Source organism: uncultured Pseudacidovorax sp., from assembly GCF_913773995.1.
Taxonomy (GTDB): Bacteria; Pseudomonadota; Gammaproteobacteria; order Burkholderiales; family Burkholderiaceae_C; genus Xenophilus.
This window is the reverse complement of record NZ_CAJYES010000149.1, coordinates 1-21300: the sequence shown is the minus strand read 5'-3', so window position 1 is coordinate 21300 and position 21300 is coordinate 1. Positions and strand designations below refer to the sequence as shown.

Genomic DNA, 21300 nt, shown 5'->3' with positions numbered 1-21300 from the left:
TGCTGGGCCTGTCGCTGTTCGAACGCGAAGGGCGCGGATTGCGGCTGTCCGAGAACGGCCGGCTCTATGCGCTGCAGGTGCGCGCCGCGCTCTCGGACATCGGCGACGCCACCCGCAGCCTGCGGGTGCGCCCGCGCGAGGGCGAGCTCGTGGTGTCGGTGATCCCCTCCTTCGGCCTGCACTGGCTGCTGCCGCGGCTGCCGCGCTTTGCCGAGCGCCATCCGCACGAGCGCATCCGCCTGCAGGCCGGCCTGGACGTGCAGGACCTGCGCCAGGGCGCGGCCGACGTCGCCATCCGCATGGGCCATGGCCCGTGGGAGGGTCTGAGCCAGCAGCCGCTGTTCGAGGACGTACTGCTGATGGTGGCGGCGCCGCATTTCCACGGCGGCCGGCTGCCGGCCACGCCGGCCGAGGTGCTGGCCTGCCCACCGGTGCGATCGGCCGAATCCTGGTCGAGCTGGTGCGACGCCGTGGGCCTGCCCGAGCCGCCGCCGCTCGCGGGCCTGTGGATCAACGACTCCAACCTCACGATCGAGGCCGTGCGCCTGGGCCAGGGCGTGGCGCTGGAGCGGCTGAGCATCGTCCACGGCCTGCTGCAGCGCGGCGAGCTGGTGGCGCTGACCGACGTGCGCGTGCCCTATCCCTATCCCTACTGGCTGGTGTGGCCGACCACAGGCGGACGGCGGGCGCCGCCGACGGCCTTCGGCGACTGGCTGGCCGAAGAGGTGGCGGCCTACCGGGCCGAACTGGCGGGCGGCTGAGTCCGTCCCAACCCAATTTCGAGCGCCGCCGCACCCGCCTGGTAGAAGGCAGAAGGCGTTCAGGCCCTCAATCCGTCGGCGCGTCCGCGGTGAACACCGTCAGCACGCCGGTGTAGCCGTACAGATGGTGGCCGGCGATCTCGCCGCCGGCGAAGAATCCCGTCAGCGGCACGTCGCCCAGCGCGTGTCGCAGGATCTGCAGCTCGGCATTGGGCGCACCGAAATGCGGTCCACCCCGGCCCACGCAGCTGATGTAGACCGCGCCGGCGATGCGACGCGCCGGGTGCGGCGAGGCATCGGTCTCCGACAGCGCCAGCGCCTGCGCGGTCGCCAGGCTCTGCTCCTGCGGCTCCAGGCTTTCGCGGATCTCGGCGCAGATGCGCATCAGGTCGGCCCGCGCCGCCTGGGCGTTGCGGCGGCAGAAGCTCATGCGCATGCCGGCTTCGGCGCGGTCGGCGATGGCGACCGCGCGGCGCTTGGGGTCCAGCCCGATGATGTGGCGCACGCGGGCCTGCGGCCCCAGATCGCCAGTGACGCGCACGCCGTCGGTGCCGGCGGCCGACAGGCCCACCAGCGTGGCGCGCACGGTGTCGATGGCCTGCTGCGGATCGCGGTCCAGCGAGATGGCCAGGTCCTCCAGCAGCACGTCCAGGGCGGGCCGGCCGTCCAGCGTGAGCAGCAGGTTCTCGTCCGCGCCGGTGATCTCGCGCTGGCGCGAGACGGGCTGGCAACCCTGCGTGACCTGCGTGGCCAGCCCCACTTCGGACCCAAAGGCCACGCCCGACAGCCCGCCTTCGAAGACACCGCGCGTGGCGCCCTGCCCCGCCATGGTGCCGTTGCCGCCCAGCGCGAACTGCAGCGCGCCGGCGCGACCCGACGCCAGCCCGCCGAAGAGCAGGCCGTCGTCGGTGCGTCCGGCGACCTCGGCGATCAGCTCGGGCAGCTCGGGCGTCTCGGGGTCGGCATGCACCAGCGCACAGCGGGCGCTGAAGCCGGCGTTGGGCCCGTCGCCCGGCGCATGGCCCGACGCGGCCAGCGGCGCCACACCGGAGAACACCCGGTACTGGTCGGCCGGCACGCCCAGCAGCATCACGCCGATGGCGGGCTCGTCGATGTACTCGGCCGCGTTGGCGACGATGCCTGCCGCCACGGCGCCGGCCCAGTCGCTCACCTCGGGCAGTTCGGCCGCCAGCAGGTCGAGGATGTCGGCCGCCTCGGCGGTGTAGTGGTCGGTGACGTAGAGCAGGCCCAGCGAAGGCGCAGCTTCGTAGTCGGGCAGCGCCATCTGGGCGCGCAACTGCGCCAGCACCAGGCCGGCGGCCATGCGCCAGTCGGGATGGGTGGCGTGGCCGGTGGGAAAGAGCTTCATCCGGTGCTCCGGTTGCCGCCGTTACGGCGGGCGGTGGAGGCGGCCGCGGCCGGCTTCTTGCCAGCGTTGGACCGGGTGGCCGGCGCCTTCTTGCGGGCAGCGGGCTTGCGGGTCGCGGCCTTCTTCGCGGGTGCCTTGCGGGCGGTCGGCCGGCTCTTGGCAGGGGCGGCCGGCGCCTCGGGCATCGCGCCGGCTGCGGCCATCGGCATCTGCATGGCGGAGGCCTCCTTGAGGGCCTGGCTGGCGATCTGCTGGAACTGCTGGGTGAGCGAGCCCCACCATTGCAGCGGGTCGATGACGCCCGGTGCTGCGGCCGAACCTTCGGCGGCGCCGGCCTCGGGTGCTGGGGCCGCAGCGGGTCCGTCCGGCTCAGGGGCCGACGCCGTGGACGAATCCCGCTCATCGTCCGCCGTCGACGCGGGCGAAGCCGCGGCAGACGCACTCGCCGCGGCCGCAGCAGTCGCCTCGCGAACGGCCTCGGCCGCACGGGTCGTCGAGTCGGCGAAGGCCTGGGCCAGGTCCTCCATGCGCACGTTCATGCCGCGCAGGGTGGACAGCGTCATGCGCTGCACTTCCAGCGCCTGGATGGTGGCCTTGAGCGCATGGCCGTTCTGCTCCAGCCAGTACTGCACGGCCTTGAGCTCCTGGATGCGCTTGTCGATCTCCTCCACGCTGAGCGTGGGCGCGACCCAACTCGACATGCTGCCCAGCCCCGGCATGGCGCTGGCCGTCGCGGCCCCGCCAGCGGCGAGGTTGCGCAGGAAGTCGAAGCCCGGCACGAACTGGGCGAAGCTGAAGGGGGGCGGGCTGGCATCGGACATGGGCGTCTCCTGGCGGGGCAGTCGAAGGCGGATCGGGCGCGCACCGGGTGGCATCACGGCGGCGCGGCCGCCCGTATGACGGACGGCCTGGCGTGCCAGCTTACCCGAGCCGACGTCGCCCGCCGCGTCGGCCATCGCCTCCGGCATCGCTGCCCATAATCGGCCGCATGCACAGCCTCTTCCACCTGGCCTTCCATGTCCGCGACCTCGTCGAGGCACGCCGCTTCTACGGCGGCGTTCTGGGTTGCAGCGAAGGCCGAAGCACCGACACCTGGGTCGACTTCGACTTCTTCGGCCACCAGCTCTCCCTGCATCTCGGCGAGCCCTTCGCCACCCGCCGAACCGGACGTGTCGGCGACGCGCTGGTGCCGATGCCGCATTTCGGCCTGATCCTCGAACTGCCGCAGTGGCAGGCCATGGCATCCCGCCTGACTGACGCCGGCACCGAGTTCGTGCTGCCGCCGCAGGTGCGTTTCGAAGGGCAGCCCGGCGAGCAGTGGACGATGTTCTTCTGCGACCCTTTCGGCAATCCGATCGAGGTCAAGGGCTTCCGCACACTGGCGGCGGTGTACGCGACCTGAGAAGAGCGGGATGCTCAGCCCAGTTGCGCCGGATTGAGCCGCCAGATAGTGGCCATCAGGGCGCCCGCGAAGCCCAGCCAGGCCAGATAGGGCAGCAGCAACACACCGGCCAGCGCGGAGCGCCGCCAGAAAGCCGCCAGCGTCATGAGCACCAGCGCCAGCAGCACGACCTGCACCGCCAGCGACGCGGCACCGAGGTGCCAGACGAAGAAGAACCAGCTCCATGAGGCGTTGACCGCGAGCTGGGCCACGAACAGCCCCAACGCGCCCGGTGCAGCCGCCCAGCCACCGCGCCGCCAGACCAGCCAGGCCGAGATCGCCATCAGCGTGTAGAGCGCGCTCCACGCCGGGCCGAAGAGCCAGGCCGGCGGCGCCCAGTCGGGCCGTGTGAGTTCACCGTAGAAGCCAGCCGCGTTGGCCGAGGCCAGGCCGCCCACACCAGCAGCCGCGAAACACAGCAGCAGCCAGCCGATCAGGCCCAGCGCCTGGCGGCCCCGCGACGGCGCCGGTGCAATCAGAGAAAGAGAAGTGGCGTTCATGGAAAGGACCTCCGAGTCGATGCTGGCACCGTGGCCGCCGTCGGCGGGTGGGACGCTGCGCACTCCTTACGCCGGCACCGTGGCGCCGGATCAGTCGCCGCCGTCGCCCCCGGCCGGCTGCGACTCGACGCGCAGCCGGCCGCCGGGCGGCACGACCTCCTGCTCGATGGCGCCGAAGACCGAGCGGCCGTCCAGGCCCTTCATCTCGATGCGCACCGTGTCGCCGAACTGCATGAAGCCGGTGCGCGGGGCGCCGTCCTGCAGCGTCTCCATGCAGCGCTTCTCGGCGATGCAGGCATAGCCGCGCGGCCAGTCGAGCCGGCCCGCCGCGTCTTCCACGCCCGGGTTGCTGACCGTGCCGCTGCCGACGATGCTGCCGGCGCGCACATGGCGCGTGGCGGCCATGTGCGAGATCAGCTGGCCGAAGTGAAAGTGCATGTCCGGGCCCGCCTCGCACAGGCCCACGATGCGGCCGTTCCAGGCCACCTGCAGCGTGAGGTGCACGCGGCCTTCGCGCCAGGCCTCACCCAGTTCATCCGGGGTCACGGCCACGGGGCTGAAGGCGGTGGCCGGCTTGCCCTGCACGAAGCCGAAGCCCTTGGCGAGTTCGGCCGGGATCAGGTTGCGCAGCGAGACGTCGTTGGCCAGCATAACGAGGCGCACGCCGTCCAGCGCCTGCTCGGGCGAGGCGCCCATGCGCACATCGCCGGTGATGACCGCCACCTCGCCCTCGAAGTCGATGCCCATGGCCTCGCTGGGCACCACGATGTCGTCGCAGGGGCCCAGCAGGTCGTCGCTGGCGCCCTGGTACATCAGCGGGTCGCTGCGCAGGCTGGCCGGCATCTCAGCGCCGCGGGCGCGGCGCACCAGTTCCACATGGTTCAGGTAGGCCGAGCCATCGGCCCACTGGTAGGCGCGCGGCAGCGGCGCCATGCACTGGGCCGGATCGAAGGGAAAGGCATGCCGCGCCCGGCCGCTGTTGAGCAGGTCGTACAGGTCCTGCAGCTGCGGGCTCATGAAGCCCCAATCGTCCAGCACCTGCTGCAGGCGGTGGGCGATGCCGGTGGCGTAATGGGCCTGCGTCAGGTCGCGCGAGACCACGACCAGCTGGCCGTCGCGCGAGCCGTCCTTGAGGGTGGCGAGTTTCATGAAGGCGTGAAGGGGATGCGGCGCGCGGCCGGAGGTGGGCCGTACGCGCTGACTAAACTCATCGGGATGCCGTTCCCCATCGCCGCGCCGTGTGCCATTTGCCCACTTGCCGCGCGATCGGCGAAGGCCATCCCCCAGGCTGGGGCAGTGTAGCCAGCCCCCGTGCCGCCCCAGCCCACGATGACGCCGAGCGCCTCTCCCGACGACCTTCCTGCCGCACGCCGCACGCCGTGGCGGGCGCTGGCGTTGCTGGCCCTGGCAGTGATCGTGGCCCACGGGCTGTTGCTGGGCCTGCTTCCTTTGGGCAGCGAGCCCCCGCCCCTGCCGCTGGCCCACAGCTTCAGCACGCGCGAGGTGGTGATCGCGCCCCTGGCGGCGCCCGCCCCTGTGCCTGCGCGCGCCGCGCCGCATGTGGCGCCCCGACACCCCGTGCACCGGCCCGCGCTGGTGGCGCCACGCCCGGTGGCCGAAGCTGAGCCGCCAGCGCCCGCCATGGCCCCCGTCGAGGTCGCCACCGCGCCCGAGCCGGCGGCCTCGGCACCCGTGCCGCAGGCCGCCGCGTCCGCGCCCGCCGATGTGGCCCCCGCCGACGCGGACAGCGGCGGCGGCTCGCAGCGCGGAGGCTTGATCGCGCCGCCCGGCATCGACGCCCTGGGCGGCACCGGCAGTGCCCCTTCGGGCGCGAACGCCGGCACGCCCACGGCGGGCGCCACCGTGCCGCTGCAGCTGCCGGGCTCGTTGAAGCTCGACTTCGACGCCACCGGCCAGCAGGGCATGCAGCCCATGTCGGGCGTGTTCGGCGAACTCACCTGGCTGCAGGACGGCGACCGTTACAACGCGCGGCTTTCGCTCAAGGTGCTGTTCCGCACCATCCGGGCGCAGACCAGCGAGGGCCGCATCGGCCCGCAGGGCATCGCGCCGGAGCGCTTCTCGGACCGTCGCCGTAGCGAGGTGGCCACGCATTTCGTGCGCGACACCGGCGAGATCGTCTTCAGCAGCGCCAACACCCGGGTGCGGCTTCAGCCGGGCGCGCAGGACCGGCTGAGCATCCTGATGCAGCTGACGGCGCTGGTGGGCGGCGATCCGGCACGCTACACCGCGGGCCGCACCATCAGCCTGCAGGTGGCCGGACCACGCGACGCCGACGTCTGGACCTTCCGCGTCGAAGGTGACGAGACCGTCGCCACGCCCTCCGGCGAGCATCTGGCCCGCCGCCTGGTGCGCCTGCCACGGCGCGAGTACGACCAGAAGATCGAGGTCTGGCTGGCTGCCGACCTGGGCTGGCTGCCTGTGCGCATCCGCCAGACCGAGGCCAATGGCGACTTTGCCGATCTGCAATTGCGCAGCGCCGACAAGGCACAGTGAGATGCGCCGCCGCAACAGTGGCGCACCGCGGGAGACCCTTTGCAGACGGGCCCGCGATGTGCCGCGTACATTAGGGCGGCGCATTGGCCCACACGAGATCGGCAGCTCTTGAATCTGGCGCATTGATTGCTAAATACATGACCATGTCCCTCATCGACTCTCTGAAGCACCCTGCCATGCACATGCTTTACGACTCCGACAGCTTCGTCGTCGTCCACGTGCAGCCGGAAGAGGCCAGCCGCCCCGCCGGCAGCCATTCGATGCTGTCGCGCGATGGCTTCGAGATCGTGGACAAGCGCTCCGGCAAGGAGGTTTACCTCGACGGTTCCTGGGCCGAGCTGTTCCAGCAGCAGATCGCCGCCTGGCAGGAAAACACCCCCACGCAGGAAGAGGTGGAGGACACGCTCGAAGGCTATGCCGAGCTGGCGCAGAACCCGGTGCTGATGCACTGAGATCGCCCCCTCCGGGCGCCGCCGACTCCGATCGGCAGCGCCAGCGTGACAAAGGCCCGCATCGCGGGCCTTTTGCTTTTGTGGGCGCCGGCTTCAGCGCCGCCCGTACAGCCGCGCGAACAGCGGCCCCGTGAGCAGCAGCACGGCCACCAGCCGGCAGACCTGGAAGGCCGTCACCACCGGCACCCCGAGCTGCAGCACCTTGGCCGTGATCGACATCTCGGCGATGCCGCCCGGCGAGGTGCCCAGCAGCAGCGTGGTCCAGCGCAGGCCGGTGGCCCAGGCCAGCACCTCGGCGAAGAGCGCACAGGCGCCGATCATGGCCACGGTGCCGGCGGCCACAGAGGCCAGCCAGCGCGGCGCGGTGTGCACGAACTCCCGTGAGAAGCGCACACCCAGGCTCACGGCGATCACCAGCTGCGCCGCATTCGACAGCCACTGCGGCACGGCGGAGGGCGTGAAGCCGTTCATCGAGATGCCCGCCGTCACCAGCAGCGGACCGAGGAACCAGGGGTTGGCGCGCCCCAGCCGCCGCATCAGCCAGGCCCCCGCGGCGGTGGCCACCGCCATCAGCGCGAAGCCGCCCCAGCGCACCTCGCGCAGCGCGGCAGGCACGCTGTCCAGCCCGTGCAGGCCCGCCCATTGCAGGCCGAAAGGAATGCTGACCGTCACGATCACCAGCCGAAGACTGTGGGCGGCGGCCACCAGATCGGTGCGCGCACCCGCCCGTTCGGACAGCAGCGTCATCTCGGACGCGCCGCCGATGGCGCCCGCAAAGTAAGTGGTGGCTCTCAGTGTGCGCGGCGGCAGCTGGGGCATGTGGCGCGCGTGAACACGATCCAGGCAGAGCCCGAATCCGGTGCCCAGCGCCAGCGCCCAGGCGATGGCCAGCACGATGGCCCACCACAGGCTGGCCACCAGCGCCGTCACCTCGGGCGTGAAATACAGGCCCAGCGCCGCGCCGATGGTCCACTGCCCGCCGTTGCGCAGCGGCGCCCAGCTGGCGGTGGGCAGGCCGGCCATCGACGCGAAGGACACAGCCAGGATGGGCCCGATCATCCAGGGCAGCGGGGTGTGCAGAAGAAGGCACAGACCGGCGGCCGCCAGGGCCAGCAGCAGTGTGCCCAACACGCGCAGCACATAGGGAGGGGGGCGCCGGGCAGCGGCAGCAGAAGACGACACGGGCGGCGAAGGACGGGAAGGACGCGGAAAAAAAGCGAATCGCACGGACAGGCAGGCCGGCGGCGGCGCGCCTAGTATCCGCGGCATGCTGTCTCTATTGCCCCTGCTTGGCCGCGGTGCGGTGCTGTCGATGGCGGCCGTGCTGGTCGCGGGCTGCGCCGGCCTGACCGGCTCCCCGGCGGATGCCCCCGACGCGCCGCTGTCCCGCCGCCTGGACGCCCTGCTGCCCGCGCAGGTGCTGATCCTCGGCGAGCAGCACGATGCCGACGCCCACCATGCGCTGGAACGCGAGACGGTGCAGCAGCTCGCCGCCCGCCAGCGCCTGGCGGCCGTCGCGCTGGAGATGGCCGACAGCGGCCGCAGCACCGCCGCGCTGCCGACGACCGCCACCGAGGCGCAGGCCCGCGCCGCCCTGGCCTGGAACGACCGTGCCTGGCCCTGGTCTGCCTACGGCCCGGCGGTGATGGCCGCGGTGGGCGCCGGCGTGCCGGTGCTGGGCGCCAACCTGCCCCGCGCCCGCATGAAGGACGCCATGGCCGACGTCTCGCTCGACGCCCAGTTGCCGCCGCCCGCCTGGCAGGCCCAGATGGCCGCGGTGCGCGAGGGCCATTGCGGTCTGCTGCCGGAATCGCAGATGCAGCCCATGACGCGCATCCAGATCGCCCGCGACCGCGAGATGGCCCGCACCGTGGCGCAGGCCGCGCAGGCGGCGGCGCCCGGCCGGGTGGTGGTGCTGATCACCGGCGCGGGCCATGCCGACCCGGCGCTGGGCGTGCCCCAGCACCTGCCGACCGACCTGAAGGTGCGCAGCGTGCGCATGGCCGCCGGCGGCGCGGGTACGGACCGCCAGCGCTTCGACGCACTCTGGGCCACGCCCGCCGTGCCGCCCAGGGACTATTGCGCGGAGCTGCGCAAACCCGCCGCGCCGGCCAAACCCTGAAAACGGCGGCGCAAAGGCCGCTCAGCGGCCGCCCTCGCCCACGTAGGGAATGGCGTGCTCCACCGTGTCCCAGATGAAGCGGCCCGAGGGACTCTGCTGCTCCTCGACGATGTGCGCCACCAGCCCGGCCGCACGGGAGATGACGGCGAAGCCGCGCATCACGCCCGTCGGCACGCCGATTTCGCCCAGCAGCGCGGCCACTGCGCCGGTGGCGTTGATGGTGATAGGCCGGCCGGCGGCGGCATCGACGGCGCCCGAGAGCATCTCCAGCGCGCGGATGTGACGGCCGGTCAGCTCGGGCTCGGCACGGCCGAGTTCCAGCAGCTTGTAGGCACGCGGATCCACCGGCTTGTGCAGGTGGTGGCCGAAGCCGGGTACCGCGCTCTTCTGCACTTTGTGGTGCTGGGCGATGGCGGCGGCTTCGGCCTGCGGATCCTCGGCCGCCATGATGCGGTCGAGCAGGCGCGAGCAGTTCTCCATCGTGCCCACGAAGGAGCTGCCCACCGCCAGCAGGCCGGCGCTGACGGCGCCCTGCAGGTTCTCGGGCGCGCTCATGTAGATCAGCCGCGTGGCGATGGCGCTGGGCGTGAGGCCGTGCTCCATCAGCACGATCAGCACCACGTCGGTGATGCGCATGTCCACCGGGCGCGGCGTGCGGCCGAGGATCTGCATCAGCATCACCTCGGTGAAGGTCTTCTGGCCCATCAGGTCCTGCACCAGGTCCGCGTCGCGGTAGTGCAGGCTGGTGAGGGTGTGGGTGCACAGGCGGGTGACGGGGGTCGTGGTCTTGTCGGTCATCGGTGTCTCCGTTCGAAGGTCAGGCGGCGGCCAGGGCGGCGTCGCGCACGGCGGTCTTGAGCACCTTGCCCACCGGCGAGCGCGGCAGGCTGGCATGGAAGTGGATGCGCTTGGGCGTCTGCACCGGCCCCAGGCGCTCGCGCACGAAGGCGATCAGCTCGGCCTCGCCCACGTCGGCGCCGGGGCGCAGCTGCACCGCGGCCTGCACCGTCTCGCCCCACTTGTCGTCGGGCAGGCCGAACACGGCGCATTCGTGCACGGCGGGGTGCTGGCCCAGGGCGTTCTCCACGTCCACCGGGTAGACGTTGAAGCCGCCGGTGATGACCATGTCCTTGAGCCGGTCCTTGAGGAAGAGGTAGCCGCGCTCGTCGATCAGGCCGCGGTCGCCGGTGTGCAGCCAGCCGTCCACCAGCGTCTCGTCGGTCTTCTCGGGCAGGCGCCAGTAGCCGGTCATCAGCAGGTCGCCGCGGGCCACCACCTCGCCCACCTCGCCGGGCGGCAGCAGGCGGCCGTCGGGCGCCATGATGGCCACGTCGCTGAACCAGGTGGTGCGACCGACGGCGGGCCAGTTGCGCGGGTCGTCGAAGTCCTCGGGCCGCATCACGGTGAGGATCTGCGGCGCCTCGGTCTGGCCGTAGGTGGTGCCCAGCACCGGGCCGAAGAAGTCGCGCACCTGGCGGATCTTCTCGGGCGGCATCGGGGCGCCGCCGTAGATCAGACGGCGCAGCTGGGGAAAGTCGTCGCGGCTCGCCTCCGGCAGCGCCATCAGCATGTAGACCAGCGTGGGCGGCATGAAGCAGGCGGTGCCGCCGCGCTCGCGGAAGGCGGTGCGCACGGCCTCGGCACCCGCGCCCGCCAGCAGCACATGGCAGCCGCCCTGCGCCAGGATGGGCAGCAGGTAGGTCGACGTGCCATGGGTGATGGGCGCCGCCACCACATAGCGCTCGTGTTCGTCGAAGCCCCAGGCGTGGATCTGGTTGGCGATGGTGGCCATCCACGCGCGGTAGGGCTGCATCACGCCCTTGGGCAGACCGGTGGTGCCGCCGGTGAACTTGATGGCCTGCGTGGCGTCGCCGGGCAGCGCCAGGCGCGGCGGCAGCGCGCCCACATGGGCCTGTTCCAGCGCCTGCAGCGTGGTGGCGCGGGCGGGTGGCACCGCATCGCCCGTCAGCACGCGGGCGCCCGGCGCGCCGTCCAGCAGGTCGGCATGGGCCGCGTCCAGCACCAGGATGGAGGGCTTGGTGGCATCGACGATGCGGCGGATCTCCGGCCGCGTGCTCTTGGGGTTGAGCGGCACCCACACCTTGCCGCAGGCCAGCACGGCCAGCAGCGCGGCGATGTGATCCGTGCTGTTGGCGGCGCAGAGGCCCACGCGGCTCTGGGGCGCCGGATCCAGTGCCATCAGGCCGGCCGCCAGGGCGGCGACGCGGGCGGCCAGCGCGTCGTAGCGCACGAGGCCCTCGGGCGCGTCGATGGCGATGCGCGCGGGCCAGCGCTGGGCGGCCCGCCAGAAGAAGTCGATGGGGTACATGGTCAGGAAGGAAAACGGCCCGCTCGGGCGTGATGCAGGGCGCGGCGGCGGAATGCGCGCGCCGCGCCCGCGCTTACTGGGCGCTGGCGCCCGAGGCCTTGACGACTTCGCGCCAGCGCTGGATCTCGGAGGCGGCGAAGGCGCGCGCCTGCTCGGGCGTGCCGCCTGCCGGCGTGGCCGCCAGGTCCTGCAGGCGCTGGCGCACGTCAGGCGCAGCCAGAACCTTGGCCAGCGCGGCGTTGAGGCGGTCGATCACCAGCCGCGGCGTGCCGGCCGGGGCCGCCAGGGCGAACCAGGACTGCACGTCGAAGCCCGCGTAGCCCGACTCCGCCAGCGTAGGCACGTCGGGCAGTTGCGGCAGGCGCTGGGCGCTGGTGACCGCGATGGCGCGCAGCTTGCCGGCCTGCACATGCGGCAGCGACGAGGGCGCGTTGTCGAACATCGAGTCGACCTGGCCGCCCATCAGATCGGTGATGGCGGGCGCGCTGCCCTTGTAGGGCACGTGCAGCATGTTGAGGCCCGACTGCATCTTGAACATCTCGCCCGACAGGTGGATGGACGAGCCGGCACCGGACGAGGCGAAGGTGAGGCCCTCCTTCGAGGACTTGGCGTAGCGCACATAGTCGGCCACCGAGCGGATCGGCAGCTTGGGATTGACCACCAGGATGTTGGGGATCTTGGCCATCAGGCCCGCCAGCTCGAAGTCCTTCACCGGGTCGTAGCCCAGCCTGGGATAGAGCGAGGCGTTGATGGTGTTGGCGATGGTGTAGACGTAGAGCGTGTAGCCGTCGGGCGCGGCGCGGGCCACGATCTCGGCGCCGAGGTTGCTGTTGGCGCCGGCCCGGTTGTCCACCAGCATGGGCTGGCCCAGCTGCTCGCCCATCTTCACGGCCACCAGGCGCGCAACGACGTCGGTGGCGCCGCCGGCGGCATAGCCGACGACGAGCCGGATCGGCTTGGTCGGCCAGGCCTCCGGCTGGGCAGCGGCCGGCGCCGTCGCGGTGCCGAGCCCGACGGCGGCCGCCAGGGCGGCGATGGTGAACAGGCGGCGGCCGGCGCGCTGCGAGCGCAGGCCGGGCCAGGGCGAGGGACGGGGTGAGGATGCAGGCATGGTCGGTGTCTCCGTGATGTTCGAATGCCGGAGCCCGTCGGCGCAGCGCGCGATGCGCGGCACACTGCAGGCTTTTGAATGGGCGGATTCTTGGAGATGGCCTCCCGAAACACGAACGAAAACGTCCGGCAGCCGGACGATCCAGCCGAGGCCACGGAAGACCCCGGCAGCCGCACCCTGCGCCGCGGGCTGCAGATCCTGGACGCCGTGATGGCCCGGCCCGAGGGCCTGCGTGTGGTCGACCTGTGCCGCGCCACCGGCCTGGAGCGGGCGCCGGTCTATCGGCTGCTCGCCACGCTCAAGGAAGGCGGCCATGTGGCGCAGCGGGGCCGCTTCCTCTACGTGCCGGGCCCGCGCTGGGGCGCGCTGCAGCCTGCGGCCCGGCAGCCCAACATGGCGGTGCAGCTGCAGCCGGTGCTCGAGCGCGTGAGCCGCGCCTGCGGCGATGCGGCCTTCGCCATCGTGCGCGAGGGCGCGGCCTCGCACTGCATCGCCCGGCAGGTGGGCACGCACCCGGTGCAGGTGCTGGTGATCCAGGTGGGCACGCGCCAGCCGCTGGGCGTTGGTGCGGCCGGCCTGGCGCTGCTGGCCGCCCTGCCCGATGCGCAGGTGGACGAGGTGATCGCCGCCAACGCCGCTCAGTTGCCGCGCTATGGCGGCATGACGCCCGAACGGCTGCGGATCCTGGTGCGGGCCACGCGCGAGCGCGGCTGGTCGGTCATCGGCAACCATGCCACGCGCAACGTGCTGGCCGTGGGCATGGCAGTACGCAACGCGCGCGGCGAGGCGGTGGCGGGCATCAGCGTCGCCTCCACGCTGGAGCGCATGCCGCGCCAGCGGCAGGAACTCATCGCCCGCAACTGCCGGGCCGCGCTGGCGGCGATGCCGTCGGGCGAGCTCTGAGCCCCGCCGACCGCGCCGTCCCGCCCGCCGACGCCCCGCTGCCGGCGCTGCGACAATCCGCCCCCTCATGAGCGCGTACATCCTGACCCTTTCCTGCCCGGACCGCCGCGGCATCGTGCATGCCGTCTCGGGCTTCCTGATGGAGCGGGGCGGCAACATCGAAGAGGCCGCCCAGTACAACGACCATGGCACGGGCCTGTTCTTCATGCGCGTACGCTTCGCCTGCGAGGGCGTCCCCGAGGCCGAGCTGCGCAGCCAGCTGGCCTCGCTGGCCGACGGCTTCGGCATGGCCTGGAAGCTGCACGCCGCCCAGCAGCCAATGAAGACCGTGCTGCTGGTCAGCAAGGAAGGCCACTGCCTCAACGACCTGCTGTTCCGCTGGAAGAGCGGCCTGCTGCCGGTGGACATCCGCGCCATCATCAGCAACCACCGCGACTTCTACCAGCTGGCCGCCAGCTACAACGTGCCCTTCCACCACATCCCGGTGACGGCCGCCACCAAGGCCCAGGCCGAGGCCAAGCAGCTGGAGATCATCGAGGCCGAGGGCGCCGATCTGGTGGTGCTGGCGCGCTACATGCAGATCCTGTCGAACGAGATGTGCGGCAAGCTCGCGGGCCGGGCCATCAACATCCACCACAGCTTCCTGCCCAGCTTCAAGGGCGCCAAGCCCTATTACCAGGCCCACGACCGCGGCGTGAAGCTGATCGGCGCCACCGCCCACTACGTGACGGCCGACCTCGACGAAGGCCCCATCATCGAGCAGGACGTGGCCCGCGCCGACCACACCGACACCGTCGAGGACCTCACGGCCCGCGGCCGCGACACCGAGAGCCTGGTGCTGGCCCGCGCCGTCAAGTGGCACAGCGAGCACCGCGTGCTGCTCAACGGCCACCGCACGGTGATCTTCCGCTAGCCACCCCAGCGAACGCCATGAACGCCCCGACCACCCAAGCCCAGCAATCGAACTTCCAGCGCGCAGAACGACAGGCCCAGGTGGTGCGGGCCCTGGGCGCCCTGCTGCCTGCGCATGCCCTGCTGTGGCAGGACGAGGACACCACGCCCTACGAATGCGACGGCCTCACGGCCTACCGCCAGCGCCCGCTGGTGGTGGCCCTGCCCGAGACCGAGGCCCAGGTCCAGGCGGTGCTGCGCACCTGCCACGGCCTGGGCGTGCCGGTGGTGGCGCGCGGCGCAGGTACCGGTCTGTCGGGCGGCGCCATGCCGCACGGCGAGGGCGTGACGCTGTCGCTGGCCCGCTTCAACCAGATCCTGAAGGTCGACCCGGTGGCCCGCACCGCCACCGTGCAGTGCGGCGTGCGCAACCTGGCCATCAGCGAGGCCGCCGCGCCCTACGGCCTCTATTACGCGCCCGACCCCTCCAGCCAGATCGCCTGCACCATCGGCGGCAACGTGGCCGAGAACTCCGGCGGCGTGCACTGCCTCAAGTACGGCCTCACGCTGCACAACGTGCTGCGGGTGCGCGGCTTCCTGGCCGATGGCGAGCAGGTGGAGTTCGGCGGCGAGGCGCTGGACGCGCCGGGCCTCGATCTGCTGCCGCTCGTCGTCGGAAGCGAGGGCATGCTGGCCGTGACGCTCGAAGTCACCGTCAGGCTGGTGCCCAAGCCGCAGCTCGCCCGCTGCATCATGGCCAGCTTCGACGATGTGCAGAAGGCCGGCGACGCGGTGGCCGCGGTGATCGCGGCCGGCATCATCCCGGCCGGGCTGGAGATGATGGACAAGCCCATGACCGCCGCCGTCGAGGACTTCGTGCATGCCGGCTACGACCTCACGGCCGCGGCCATCCTGCTGTGCGAATCCGACGGCACGCCCGAGGAGGTCGATGAGGAGATCGGCCGCATGAGCGAAGTGCTGCGCGGCTGCGGCGCCACGGCCATCGCCGTGAGCCAGAGCGAGGAGGAGCGGCTGCGCTTCTGGAGCGGCCGCAAGAACGCCTTCCCCGCCTCGGGCCGCATCAGCCCGGACTACATGTGCCTGGACTCGACCATCCCGCGCAAGCGCCTGGCCGACATCCTGCTCGCCATCGCGGAGATGGAGAAGAAGTACGGCCTGCGCTGCTGCAACGTCTTCCACGCGGGGGACGGCAACCTTCATCCGCTGGTGCTGTTCGACGCTAACGACCCCGACGAGCTGCACCGCTGCGAGCTGTTCGGCGCCGACATCCTGGAGACCAGTGTCGCCATGGGCGGCACCGTCTCGGGCGAGCATGGGGTGGGCGTGGAAAAGCTCAGCAGCATGTGCGTGCAGTTCACCGCCGAGGAGAACGCGCAGATGTTCGCGGTGAAGGCCGCCTTCGATCCGGCCGGCCTGCTCAACCCCGGCAAGGTGATCCCGACGCTGGCGCGCTGCGCCGAATATGGCAAGCAGGTGGTGCGGGGCGGACGCCTGCCGCATCCCGAGCTGCCGCGCTTCTGATGCAGGGCTTGCGTGGCCTGGCCTGGCTGCTGGTCTTCCAGTCGCTGGGCGAGTTGATCTCCCGCGGCCTGCACCTGCCGCTGCCCGGCCCGGTGCTGGGCCTGCTGATGCTGCTACCGGCGCTGCGCGTGGCGGCCATCCGCGAGGCCGCGGCGGTGTGCGCGCAGTTCCTGCTGTCGCATCTGTCGCTGCTGTTCGTGCCCGTGGGCGTGGGCGTGATGACGCACCTGGGGCTGTTCGCGGACTACGGGCTGCGCATCCTGCTGGTCGTCGCTCTTTCCACCTGGATCGGCTTGGCGGTCACTGCCCTGGTGCTGCATGCCGGCCACCCGAAGTCAGAACAGGAGAAGCGCTGATGCCCCACTTCGTCGAACTCTGGGTCTACCTCTCGGCCACGCCGCTGTTCGGCCTGACGGCCACGCTGGTGGTCTACCTGCTGGCGCAGGCCTTCTACGGCCGCATGCAGGGCGCGCCCTGGGCCAATCCGGTGCTGTGGTCGGTGGTGGTGCTGGCACTGCTGCTGACGGCGACCGGGGTGAAGTACCCGACCTATTTTTCCGGCGCGCAGTTCATCCACTTCCTGCTCGGCCCTGCCGTGGTGGCGTTGGCCTGGCCCTTGTGGGAACGCCGGGCCGAACTGCGCGCGCGTGGTCCTCGCCTGCTGCTGGCCGCGCTGCTGGGCGGCGGCGCCGCGGGCGCATCGGCCGTGCTGCTGGCGTGGCTCTTCGGCCTGCCCAAGGATGTGGTGCTGTCGATGGCGCCCAAGTCGGTGACGGCGCCGGTGGCCATGGGCATCGCCGAGAAGATCGGCGGCGTGCCGGCGCTTTCCGCGGTCTTTGCCGTCCTGACAGGCATGGTGGGCGCGCTGACCGGCAAGTACCTGTTCGATCTGCTGCGCGTGCCTGCGGCCGGCTCGGGCTGGACCGCCCGCGGCTTTGCGCTTGGCACCGCCGCGCATGGCATCGGCGCCGCGCGGGCCTTGCAGGTGAACGCCGATGCGGGCGCCTATGCCGGGCTGGCGCTGGGCCTGCAGGTGGTGCTGGCTGCCCTGCTCATGCCGCTGATCTTCCGAATGCTCGGCTGACGCCCGACCCAGAGATCGGAACGCCGCGGAGCAGGCGACGCAAGTGCACCCGAGGAACTGGCTTCGCCAGGCCTCCGGGTGCGCCACCTCCAAGCCGAAGGCGCCAGGGAGAGGGAGCCGCGAAGCGGCATGGGGCTGTCGTCAATACCGGTTCGGGTTGTTCGGCCGACGGTCATGCCGGTTCGGCACGCCGTCGCCATCGCGGTCCCAGCGGCCGCGGTTGTATTCCCAGCGGCCGCCGCGCTCACGCCACTCCGGCGCGCGGTAGGCATAGCCCGGACGCGCCTTGACCCAGTGGCCCGGTGCCCAGACGTACTGGCCGCGACGGGCTTCCCAGTGACCAGGCGCCCACACGAAGCCACGGCGCGGCGGGGGCATGCGCTCGGCACGGGGCGGCGGCGGGGGCTGGCCGATCTGCACATTGATGACCGGCTGGGCCTGGGCGGAAGCCGGGACGGCGATGGCGCCCAGCGAAAGAAGGGTGGCGGTGCCCAGGGAGAGGGCGACGGCGGTGATGCTCTTTTTCATGGGTTGCTTCCTCATGAAGTGTTGGAGCCTCGATGGTGCGCCGCGGGTGTCAACCGCACGTCAGCGCAAGGCAAATGCTTGTGTGAAGCTGTATCCCGCACCTGAGGCGGCGGGAAGGCCGCGCACCCCGCCTTATTCCCTCAACAGCGACACGTCGGCCACCTGCGCCATGGCGGCTGTCCCCGCGGCGTTGGGATGCAAGTGGTCGCCGCTGTCGTAGCGCGCGGCCAGCCGGCGTACATCGCCCGGGTCGCGCAGTGCGGCGTCGAAGTCGACGACGGCCACGTCCTGCCTGCCGCGGATCCAGCGGTTGACCGCCTCGCGCTTCGCCTCGTTCGCCTCACTCCAGTAGCCGGAGCCCTCGAAAGGCAGCAGCGTGCCCAGCAGCAGCTTCAGGCCGCGCCCGCGGGCACGGTCGACCAGTTGCTGGAGGCCGTCGATGAGCGCCTGGGCGGTGGGCGGGTCGAAGCCCGGCAGCAGCTTGCCCTGGAAGGTGCCGAAGCCGATGTCATTGATGCCGATGAGCACCAGGACATGCGTCGCGCCGCTCTGCTGCAGGACGTCGGCATCGAATCGCGACATGCCGCTGGGTCCGGTGAAATCCGCCAACAGGCGGTTGCCGCCGATGCCGGCGTTGATCACGGCCACAGGCGTACGCCCGGCGACACCCTGCAGCCGCACACCCAGGCGCTGCGGATAGCGGGCCGCGTCGGCACCACTTTCCGCGCCGGAACCCTCGGTGATCGAGTCGCCGAAGGCCACCACGACATTCGCCGGCATGGGCGGCTTGACGTCGAGCCCGGTGACGAACAGGTTCCATGGCTTGCGCTGGACGTCCTTCAGTTGCGCGGCGCCCGTCTGGTTGCCGGGTGCCAGCCAGGCCCCCTCCGGCGGCAGGCGATGCACCACGGTGGCGGGCACGGACTCGGCCAGCGCAAAGCTCACCACCAGGGGCTGCCCGGCGCGCACCGCCAGGGTCGCGCCATCCGTCCAGCGCTCCTGCCCGGCCGGCACCTCGAAGGCCGCGCGGCCGCCCACGGCAAGGGGCTGCACCGTGCCGGGCGACAGGTTGCCGCCCCCGGTGCCCAGGGCCACGGTGGCGGCGGCAATGCGCAGTGGCCGCTGGCCGAAGCGATTGGAGAAGCGCACCCGCACTTGGCTGCCATCGAGAGCCACTGTGAGTTGCTGGCGCACGGTGCCGTGCACCATCCACTTGGGTGCCGCGGGCACGCCGGGCAGCTGCGGCAGGGCGTCGAAGTTCTGGGGCGCGGCGACCCAGGCCGCGGTCCACGCGGGCGCCGCATGGACGCCAAGCGCAGCCAGGCCAAAGACGAGCGCGGCGCCGAGGCGGCGCCAGGGAAGAAAGGACATCGTGCAAGGTGCAGTCAACAGCCCAGCACGATAGGCGCCGGCGCCCTGCCGCGCCTGCGGGGGCTCACCACGTGTCGACGTAGGGCTTGGGCGACTCCTTTACCCGGCCGGCCGAGGCCAGCCCGCGCACCAGCCAGGCGCGGGTGTCGGCCGGATCGATCACGGCGTCGATCTCCAGCGTCTGCGCCATGTTGACGGCCTGGCCATCGGCGTACTGCCGTTCGACCAGCTGCTTGAACAGCGCATCGCGCTCGGCGCCTTCGGGCACCGCCTCCAGCTCCTTGCGGAATCCCAGCCGCACCGCGCCCTCCAGGCCCATGGCACCGAACTCGCCCGTGGGCCAGGCGACGGTGAACACCGGCGCATCGAAGCCACCTGCCGCCATGGCCTGCGCACCCAGGCCGTAGCCCTTGCGCAGCACCACGGTGAAGTAGGGCACGCGCAGGTGCGAGGCCACCATGAACATGCGGGACACATGCCGTACCTGGGCCTGGGCCTCGACGTCCGGCCCCACCATGAAGCCCGGCGTGTCGCACAGCGCCACCAGCGGCAGGCCATGGGCATTGCACAGCTGCATGAAGCGCGCGGCCTTGTCGGCGGCTTCGACGTCGATGGCGCCACCCAGGTGGCGCGGGTTGTTGGCCAGCACACCCACCGGCCGGCCCTCGATGCGGGCCAGCGCCGTCACCATGCCGGCGCCGAAGCCGGCGCGCAGCTCCAGCAGCGAGCCGGTGTCCACCAGGCCGCGCATGACGGCGCGCACGTCGTACACGCGCAGCCGGTTCTCGGGCACGGCCTGGCGCAGCAGGCGCGCGTCGTCAGCCTCCCAGGTCGCCGTGCGGCCCTGGAAGTACGACAGGTACTGCCGCGCCGCGGCCGTGGCTTCGGCCTCGTCCTCCACCAGAATGTCGATGACGCCGTTGCGGGACTGCACCGCGCTGGGTCCGATCTGCTCGGGCGCGAAGCGACCCAGGCCGCCACCCTCGATCATGGCGGGGCCGCTCATGCCGATGTTGCTGTTTCGGGTGGCGATGATCACGTCGCTGCAGCCCAGCAGCGCCGCATTGCCCGCGAAGCAGCGGCCATGGGCGATGCCCACCACCGGCACCACGCCCGAGAGCGCGGCGTACTGGCTGAAGGTGTGGTTGTTGAGGCCGGCGACGATGGGCATGTCCACATCGCCCGGCCGGCCGCCGCCGCCTTCGGCGAACAGCACCACCGGCAGCTTGAGCTGATGCGCCAGCGCCAGCATGCGGTCCTTCTTGTGGTGGTTGCGCATGCCCTGCGTGCCGGCCAGCACGGTGTAGTCATAGGCCATGACCACGCAGCGCGAGGCCTCGGCGCCGAAGAGTTCGGCATTGACGCTGCCGATGCCCGTCACCATGCCGTCGGCCGGCGTGTTGGCGATCAGGTCCTCCAGGCTGCGGCGGCGGGTCTGCGCGGCAATGGCGAGCTGGCCGTACTCGATGAAGTTGCCCGGGTCCGCGTCCAGCGCGCAGAGGTCGGCGATGTTCTCGCGCGCGGTGCGCCCGCCCTGCGCATGGCGCTTGGCGACGGCCTGCGGGCGGCTGGCATCCAGCGTGGGCGCGTGGCGGTCGATCACGCGCTGCAGGTCGGGGCGAACGTGGCCAGGGTCGACGGCAGCGCCCTGCTGCTCGCCGGCGTGCTCGGCATCGACCGGCTCCAGCTGCACCAGCGTCTGGCCTTCCGCGAGATAGTCGCCCGCGGCGGCCAGTAGCGCGACCACGCGGCCGGGCTCGGCGGCCTGCAGCAGGTGCTCCATCTTCATGGCCTCCAGCACGCCCAGCTGTGCACCGGCCGGCACCACGTCGCCGACGGCCACGTCGAACTGCACCAGGCGGGCGGGCATGGGGGCGCGGATGTGGAGGAAACCCTCGTCGGCCTGGTCATCCGTTGCCGGGACGGGCGCTGTGGCCACCGACGGCGTGAGCGAAGCCGGCGCCACCATCGCCTCTGCCGCCTCGATCAGCTCGCCCAGGTGCGACTCGACGAAGCGCGTGTGCACGTCCTGCTTCGCGAACTCCGGCCGTTCGCCGATGGCGCGCAACAGGGGCAGGTTGGTGGCCATGCCCTCGATGCGGCATTCGGCCAGCGCGCGCAGGCTGCGGCGCCGCACGTCGGCAAAGTCGTTGCTGCGGCTGGCGACGATCAGCTTGGCCAGCAGCGTGTCGTAGTGCGGCGAGGGCGCCAGGCCGGCATAGCCGTGGGTGTCCACCCGCACGCCAGGGCCCGAGGGCATATCGAAGCGCGCCAGCCGTCCGCCGGATGGGCGGGCGTTGCCCTGCGCGTCCAGCGTCTCGGCATTGATGCGCCACTGGATGGCGTAACCCTGCTGCGCGGCGGTGCGCCCGGTGTGGATGC

At 71.8% G+C, this 21300-nt stretch carries 21 protein-coding genes; 10 read left to right on the top strand and 11 right to left on the bottom strand.

The annotated features are described in order from the left end of the window. A partial coding sequence (locus QZ772_RS13900; protein ID WP_295527234.1) for a LysR substrate-binding domain-containing protein occupies positions 1-761 on the top strand: 761 nt, incomplete at its 5' end. 67 nt (positions 762-828) lie between these two features. Here QZ772_RS13900 and QZ772_RS13895 read toward each other — a convergent pair. Next, positions 829-2130 (bottom strand): FIST N-terminal domain-containing protein, encoded by a 1302-nt coding sequence (locus tag QZ772_RS13895; RefSeq protein WP_295527231.1) that lies wholly within the window; start codon positions 2128-2130, stop codon positions 829-831. Then, positions 2127-2951, bottom strand: a complete 825-nt coding sequence (locus QZ772_RS13890; RefSeq protein ID WP_295527228.1) for a PhaM family polyhydroxyalkanoate granule multifunctional regulatory protein — start codon at positions 2949-2951, stop codon at positions 2127-2129. Before QZ772_RS13890 ends, QZ772_RS13895 begins: the two co-directional genes overlap by 4 nt. A 167-nt stretch (positions 2952-3118) precedes the next feature. On the opposite strand from QZ772_RS13890, the gene QZ772_RS13885 reads away from it, so the two are divergent. Then, positions 3119-3532 (top strand): VOC family protein, encoded by a 414-nt coding sequence (locus QZ772_RS13885; RefSeq protein WP_295527225.1) that lies wholly within the window; start codon positions 3119-3121, stop codon positions 3530-3532. A 14-nt stretch (positions 3533-3546) separates the two neighbouring features. Here the strand turns inward: QZ772_RS13885 and QZ772_RS13880 are convergent, their stop codons facing one another. Next, positions 3547-4071 carry a TspO/MBR family protein gene (locus tag QZ772_RS13880; protein WP_295527222.1) on the bottom strand — a complete coding sequence of 175 codons (525 nt, stop codon included), beginning with the start codon at positions 4069-4071 and terminating at the stop codon, positions 3547-3549. Positions 4072-4161: 90 nt separating this feature from the next. Beyond that, complete coding sequence (locus tag QZ772_RS13875) at positions 4162-5220, bottom strand: fumarylacetoacetate hydrolase family protein (RefSeq protein WP_295527219.1); 1059 nt, start codon at positions 5218-5220, stop codon at positions 4162-4164. A gap of 180 nt (positions 5221-5400) precedes the next feature. Here QZ772_RS13875 and QZ772_RS13870 point away from each other — a divergent pair, with 180 nt between their 5' ends. Together QZ772_RS13870 and QZ772_RS13865 are read left to right on the top strand one after the other, a co-directional pair. Next, positions 5401-6585, top strand: coding sequence for a DUF3108 domain-containing protein (locus QZ772_RS13870; protein WP_295527216.1), 1185 nt, complete (start codon positions 5401-5403; stop codon positions 6583-6585). 176 nt (positions 6586-6761) lie between these two features. Further along, a complete protein-coding gene (locus tag QZ772_RS13865; protein WP_295527236.1) occupies positions 6762-7037 on the top strand; it encodes a DUF3567 domain-containing protein in 276 nt (91 codons plus the stop codon). Positions 7038-7130: 93 nt separating this feature from the next. Here the strand turns inward: QZ772_RS13865 and QZ772_RS13860 are convergent, their stop codons facing one another. Beyond that, positions 7131-8219 (bottom strand): AbrB family transcriptional regulator, encoded by a 1089-nt coding sequence (locus QZ772_RS13860; protein WP_295527213.1) that lies wholly within the window; start codon positions 8217-8219, stop codon positions 7131-7133. Positions 8220-8304: 85 nt separating this feature from the next. On the opposite strand from QZ772_RS13860, the gene QZ772_RS13855 reads away from it, so the two are divergent. Further along, positions 8305-9159 carry a ChaN family lipoprotein gene (locus tag QZ772_RS13855; RefSeq protein WP_295527210.1) on the top strand — a complete coding sequence of 285 codons (855 nt, stop codon included), beginning with the start codon at positions 8305-8307 and terminating at the stop codon, positions 9157-9159. A 21-nt stretch (positions 9160-9180) separates the two neighbouring features. On the opposite strand, the gene QZ772_RS13850 is transcribed toward QZ772_RS13855, so the two are convergent. The 3 genes from QZ772_RS13850 to QZ772_RS13840 form a co-directional block, all read right to left on the bottom strand. After that, complete coding sequence (locus QZ772_RS13850; RefSeq protein ID WP_295527207.1) at positions 9181-9957, bottom strand: citryl-CoA lyase; 777 nt, start codon at positions 9955-9957, stop codon at positions 9181-9183. Positions 9958-9976: 19 nt separating this feature from the next. Then, a complete protein-coding gene (locus QZ772_RS13845; protein ID WP_295527204.1) occupies positions 9977-11488 on the bottom strand; it encodes an AMP-binding protein in 1512 nt (503 codons plus the stop codon). Between the two features lie 73 nt (positions 11489-11561). Further along, the gene (locus QZ772_RS13840; RefSeq protein WP_295527202.1) at positions 11562-12599 is read right to left on the bottom strand and encodes a tripartite tricarboxylate transporter substrate binding protein; all 1038 of its coding nucleotides are present in this window, start codon (positions 12597-12599) and stop codon (positions 11562-11564) included. 96 nt (positions 12600-12695) lie between these two features. Between QZ772_RS13840 and QZ772_RS13835 the strand changes: the two genes are divergently transcribed. The 5 genes from QZ772_RS13835 to QZ772_RS13815 all read left to right on the top strand — a co-directional run bounded on the left by QZ772_RS13835 (position 12696) and on the right by QZ772_RS13815 (position 17019). Continuing rightward, positions 12696-13502: an IclR family transcriptional regulator C-terminal domain-containing protein gene (locus tag QZ772_RS13835; RefSeq protein WP_295527200.1), complete on the top strand. Its 807-nt coding sequence runs from the start codon at positions 12696-12698 to the stop codon at positions 13500-13502. A 67-nt stretch (positions 13503-13569) separates the two neighbouring features. Beyond that, the gene (gene purU, locus QZ772_RS13830; RefSeq protein WP_114801415.1) at positions 13570-14415 is read left to right on the top strand and encodes a formyltetrahydrofolate deformylase; all 846 of its coding nucleotides are present in this window, start codon (positions 13570-13572) and stop codon (positions 14413-14415) included. A gap of 17 nt (positions 14416-14432) precedes the next feature. Then, positions 14433-15935: an FAD-linked oxidase C-terminal domain-containing protein gene (locus QZ772_RS13825; RefSeq protein WP_295527197.1), complete on the top strand. Its 1503-nt coding sequence runs from the start codon at positions 14433-14435 to the stop codon at positions 15933-15935. Continuing rightward, positions 15935-16291 carry a CidA/LrgA family protein gene (locus QZ772_RS13820; protein ID WP_295527194.1) on the top strand — a complete coding sequence of 119 codons (357 nt, stop codon included), beginning with the start codon at positions 15935-15937 and terminating at the stop codon, positions 16289-16291. Before QZ772_RS13825 ends, QZ772_RS13820 begins: the two co-directional genes overlap by 1 nt. Then, on the top strand, positions 16291-17019 hold the full coding sequence (locus tag QZ772_RS13815) for an LrgB family protein (RefSeq protein WP_295527191.1): 729 nt from the start codon (positions 16291-16293) through the stop codon (positions 17017-17019). The genes QZ772_RS13820 and QZ772_RS13815 overlap by 1 nt, the downstream gene beginning before the upstream one ends. A 141-nt stretch (positions 17020-17160) precedes the next feature. Here QZ772_RS13815 and QZ772_RS13810 read toward each other — a convergent pair whose 3' ends face one another. The 3 genes from QZ772_RS13810 to QZ772_RS13800 form a co-directional block, all read right to left on the bottom strand. Next, the gene (locus QZ772_RS13810; RefSeq protein ID WP_017757069.1) at positions 17161-17547 is read right to left on the bottom strand and encodes a YXWGXW repeat-containing protein; all 387 of its coding nucleotides are present in this window, start codon (positions 17545-17547) and stop codon (positions 17161-17163) included. 132 nt (positions 17548-17679) lie between these two features. Continuing rightward, positions 17680-18918: a GDSL-type esterase/lipase family protein gene (locus tag QZ772_RS13805; protein ID WP_295527188.1), complete on the bottom strand. Its 1239-nt coding sequence runs from the start codon at positions 18916-18918 to the stop codon at positions 17680-17682. A 64-nt stretch (positions 18919-18982) separates the two neighbouring features. Then, the coding region (locus tag QZ772_RS13800) for a carboxyl transferase domain-containing protein (RefSeq protein ID WP_295527186.1) at positions 18983-21300 on the bottom strand (2318 nt) is incomplete at its 5' end.

What these genes read in the sequence shown, in the direction of transcription:
- QZ772_RS13810 (WP_017757069.1), bottom strand. Translation starts at nt 17,547, where the DNA reads ATGAAAAAGAGCATCACCGCCGTCGCCCTCTCCCTGGGCACCGCCACC.
- QZ772_RS13840 (WP_295527202.1), bottom strand. Translation starts at nt 12,599, where the DNA reads ATGCCTGCATCCTCACCCCGTCCCTCGCCCTGGCCCGGCCTGCGCTCG.
- QZ772_RS13865 (WP_295527236.1), top strand. Translation starts at nt 6,762, where the DNA reads ATGCACATGCTTTACGACTCCGACAGCTTCGTCGTCGTCCACGTGCAG.
- QZ772_RS13855 (WP_295527210.1), top strand. Translation starts at nt 8,305, where the DNA reads ATGCTGTCTCTATTGCCCCTGCTTGGCCGCGGTGCGGTGCTGTCGATG.
- QZ772_RS13845 (WP_295527204.1), bottom strand. Translation starts at nt 11,488, where the DNA reads ATGTACCCCATCGACTTCTTCTGGCGGGCCGCCCAGCGCTGGCCCGCG.
- purU (WP_114801415.1), top strand. Translation starts at nt 13,570, where the DNA reads ATGAGCGCGTACATCCTGACCCTTTCCTGCCCGGACCGCCGCGGCATC.
- QZ772_RS13820 (WP_295527194.1), top strand. Translation starts at nt 15,935, where the DNA reads ATGCAGGGCTTGCGTGGCCTGGCCTGGCTGCTGGTCTTCCAGTCGCTG.
- QZ772_RS13870 (WP_295527216.1), top strand. Translation starts at nt 5,401, where the DNA reads ATGACGCCGAGCGCCTCTCCCGACGACCTTCCTGCCGCACGCCGCACG.
- QZ772_RS13815 (WP_295527191.1), top strand. Translation starts at nt 16,291, where the DNA reads ATGCCCCACTTCGTCGAACTCTGGGTCTACCTCTCGGCCACGCCGCTG.
- QZ772_RS13835 (WP_295527200.1), top strand. Translation starts at nt 12,696, where the DNA reads ATGGCCTCCCGAAACACGAACGAAAACGTCCGGCAGCCGGACGATCCA.
- QZ772_RS13880 (WP_295527222.1), bottom strand. Translation starts at nt 4,071, where the DNA reads ATGAACGCCACTTCTCTTTCTCTGATTGCACCGGCGCCGTCGCGGGGC.
- QZ772_RS13885 (WP_295527225.1), top strand. Translation starts at nt 3,119, where the DNA reads ATGCACAGCCTCTTCCACCTGGCCTTCCATGTCCGCGACCTCGTCGAG.
- QZ772_RS13890 (WP_295527228.1), bottom strand. Translation starts at nt 2,951, where the DNA reads ATGTCCGATGCCAGCCCGCCCCCCTTCAGCTTCGCCCAGTTCGTGCCG.
- QZ772_RS13805 (WP_295527188.1), bottom strand. Translation starts at nt 18,918, where the DNA reads ATGTCCTTTCTTCCCTGGCGCCGCCTCGGCGCCGCGCTCGTCTTTGGC.
- QZ772_RS13875 (WP_295527219.1), bottom strand. Translation starts at nt 5,220, where the DNA reads ATGAAACTCGCCACCCTCAAGGACGGCTCGCGCGACGGCCAGCTGGTC.
- QZ772_RS13850 (WP_295527207.1), bottom strand. Translation starts at nt 9,957, where the DNA reads ATGACCGACAAGACCACGACCCCCGTCACCCGCCTGTGCACCCACACC.
- QZ772_RS13825 (WP_295527197.1), top strand. Translation starts at nt 14,433, where the DNA reads ATGAACGCCCCGACCACCCAAGCCCAGCAATCGAACTTCCAGCGCGCA.
- QZ772_RS13895 (WP_295527231.1), bottom strand. Translation starts at nt 2,130, where the DNA reads ATGAAGCTCTTTCCCACCGGCCACGCCACCCATCCCGACTGGCGCATG.